This window comes from Promicromonospora sp. NPDC052451, assembly GCF_044547525.1.
In the GTDB taxonomy this organism is placed as follows: Bacteria; Actinomycetota; Actinomycetes; order Actinomycetales; family Cellulomonadaceae; genus Promicromonospora.
This window is the reverse complement of the sequence record NZ_JBIUAP010000025.1, coordinates 1-3464: the sequence shown is the minus strand read 5'-3', so window position 1 is coordinate 3464 and position 3464 is coordinate 1. Positions and strand designations below refer to the sequence as shown.

Sequence of the window (3464 nt, the reverse complement as noted above, 5' to 3'; positions counted from 1 at the left end):
ATCTTGTCCCTTCGGGGGTCTTGTCCCTTCGGGGGTCTTGTCCCTTCGGGGTGGGTGAGTGGGGTGTGTGGGGGACGGGTTGTTTCTGACTGGACACGGGTCACTGAGTGGCACTTCAGACCAGCCGGCGTGCCGGTGGTGGTGGGTGCGGGTCGCTCTGGTGGGTTCGTCCGTTGCTTGAGAACTGCATAGTGGACGCGAGCATCTTTGAATGTTTCCAAGACTGCTTGGCGATGGTCTGGCTGGCAGGGCCTTTTGGGTCGTGTGGGTCGGGGTGTTGTCGGGTGTGTTGTCTTGGTTTCTGTGATTGTAGTGTTGCCGAAAGTTTTTAAGGGCACATTGGTGGATGCCTTGGCACTAGGAGCCGAAGAAGGACGTTGTAGCCTGCGATAATCCTCGGGGAGTTGGCAGACGAGCTGTGATCCGAGGGTCTCCGAATGGGGGAACCCAGCCGAAGTCATGTTCGGTTACCCGCGCTTGAATGTATAGGGCGTGTGGAGGGAACGTCGGGAAGTGAAACATCTCAGTACCGACAGGAAGAGATATTCCGTGAGTAGTGGCGAGCGAAAGCGGATGAGGCCAAACCGTATGCGTGTCAAGCTGTCAGGCGTTGCGTGTGCGGGGTTGTGGGACCTTCCGGGAAGATCTGACAGTCTTCCGGCCAGTGAGAAAGTCGTGTCATAGTCGAACCGGGTTGAATACCGGACCGTAGTGGGTGGGAGTCCCGTAGACGAAATGGTGCGGCCTGGTGGAGGGGATCCCAAGTAGCACGGGGCCCGTGAAATCTCGTGTGAATCTGGCAAGACCACTTGCTAAGCCTAAATACTACCTAGTGACCGATAGCGGACAAGTACCGTGAGGGAAAGGTGAAAAGTACCCCGGGAGGGGAGTGAAATAGTACCTGAAACCATGTGCCTACAATCCGTCGGAGCCTCCTTGGTAGGGGTGACGGCGTGCCTTTTGAAGAATGAGCCTGCGAGTTAGTGCTCGGTGGCGAGGTTAACCCGTGTGGGGTATCCGTAGCGAAAGCGAGTCCGAAGAGGGCGTTTGAGTCGCCGGGTCTAGACCCGAAGCGAAGTGATCTAGCCATGGGCAGGTTGAAGCGCCGGTAAGACGGCGTGGAGGACCGAACCCACCAGGGTTGAAAACCTGGGGGATGACCTGTGGTTAGGGGTGAAAGGCCAATCAAACTTCGTGATAGCTGGTTCTCCCCGAAATGCATTTAGGTGCAGCGTCGCGTGTTTCTTGCCGGAGGTAGAGCTACTGGATGGCTAATGGGCCTCACCAGGTTACTGACGTCAGCCAAACTCCGAATGCCGGTAAGTTTAAGCGTGGCAGTGAGACTGCGGGGGATAAGCTCCGTGGTCGAGAGGGAAACAGCCCAGATCACCGGCTAAGGCCCCTAAGCGTGTGCTCAGTGGGAAAGGATGTGGAGTTGCACAGACAACCAGGAGGTTGGCTTAGAAGCAGCCACCCTTGAAAGAGTGCGTAATAGCTCACTGGTCAAGTGATTCCGCGCCGACAATGTAGCGGGGCTCAAGCACACCGCCGAAGCCGTGGCACTCACATTGCGTTTGATCGCAAGCCCAGCATGCGCCCTTGTGGTGTGTGTTCAGGTGTGTGGGTGGGTAGGGGAGCGTCGTGTGGGCAGTGAAGTCGCAGGGTGACCTAGCGGTGGAGCCTACACGAGTGAGAATGCAGGCATGAGTAGCGAATGACGGGTGTGAATCCCGTCCGCCGAATGACCAAGGGTTCCAGGGCCAGGTTCATCCGCCCTGGGTAAGTCGGGACCTAAGGCGAGGCCGACAGGCGTAGTCGATGGACAAGGAGTTGATATTCTCCTACCGGCGAAGTACCGCCCATACCGAGCCCGGTGATACTAACCACCCCAAGCCACCGCCGAGACCTTCGGGTCTCACTGGTGGGGCGGCGTGGGACCTGATCCGGTAGTAGGTAAGCGTGTTAACAGGGGTGACGCAGGAAGGTAGCCAGGCGTGGCGATGGTTGTCCATGTCCAAGGTCGTAGCCCGACACCTAGGCAAATCCGGGTGTCGTTGAGGGTGAGAGCTGATAGAGACCGTGTATGCGGGAATCTGGTGATCCTATGCTGCCTAGAAAAGCCTCGACGCGAGGGACTAGCCGCCCGTACCCTAAACCGACTCAGGTGGTCAGGTAGAGAATACTAAGGCGATCGAGTGAATCGTGGTTAAGGAACTCGGCAAAATGCCCCCGTAACTTCGGGAGAAGGGGGGCCTGAACCGTTAACCCACTTGCTGGGGGATGCGGGGAGGGCCGCAGAGACCAGGGAGAAGCGACTGTTTACTAAAAACACAGGTCCGTGCGAAGTCGCAAGACGATGTATACGGACTGACGCCTGCCCGGTGCTGGAAGGTTAAGAGGACGGGTCAGCTTCGGCGAAGCCCAGAATTTAAGCCCCAGTAAACGGCGGTGGTAACTATAACCATCCTAAGGTAGCGAAATTCCTTGTCGGGTAAGTTCCGACCTGCACGAATGGCGTAACGACTTCTCCGCTGTCTCAACCGCGAACTCGGCGAAATTGCAGTACGAGTAAAGATGCTCGTTACGCGCAGCAGGACGGAAAGACCCCGGGACCTTTACTATAGCTTGGTATTGGTGTTCGGTGCGGTTTGTGTAGGATAGGTGGGAGACTGTGAAGCTCGGGCGCCAGCTCGGGTGGAGTCATTGTTGAAATACCACTCTGATCGCTTCGGATGTCTAACCTCGGTCCGTGATCCGGATCAGGGACAGTGCCTGGTGGGTAGTTTAACTGGGGCGGTTGCCTCCTAAAATGTAACGGAGGCGCTCAAAGGTTCCCTCAGCCTGGTTGGTAATCAGGTGTCGAGTGCAAGTGCACAAGGGAGCTTGACTGTGAGACTGACAGGTCGAGCAGGGACGAAAGTCGGAACTAGTGATCCGGCGGTGGCTTGTGGAAGCGCCGTCGCTCAACGGATAAAAGGTACCCCGGGGATAACAGGCTGATCTTGCCCAAGAGTCCATATCGACGGCATGGTTTGGCACCTCGATGTCGGCTCGTCGCATCCTGGGGCTGGAGTAGGTCCCAAGGGTTGGGCTGTTCGCCCATTAAAGCGGTACGCGAGCTGGGTTTAGAACGTCGTGAGACAGTTCGGTCCCTATCCGCTGCGCGCGTAGGAAACTTGAGAAGGGCTGTCCCTAGTACGAGAGGACCGGGACGGACGAACCTCTGGTGTGCCAGTTGTTCCGCCAGGAGCATGGCTGGTTGGCTACGTTCGGAAGGGATAACCGCTGAAAGCATCTAAGCGGGAAGCCTGCTTCGAGATGAGGTTTCCATACACCTTGTGTGTGGGAGGCGCCCAGCAGACTACTGGGTTGATAGGCCGGATGTGGAAGCAAGGACTGAAGACTTGTGGAGCTGACCGGTACTAACTTGCCGATAACTTTCTCAACACTCAAATTCTTTCAAG

Annotated in this window: 1 rRNA gene; it reads left to right on the top strand. The window is 56.9% G+C overall.

Going from position 1 to position 3464, the window contains the following annotated elements:
• The first annotated feature begins 318 nt into the window (after window positions 1-318).
• Window positions 319-3446, top strand: a 23S ribosomal RNA gene (locus tag ACIG47_RS26390).
• The last annotated feature ends 18 nt before the right edge of the window (window positions 3447-3464 follow it).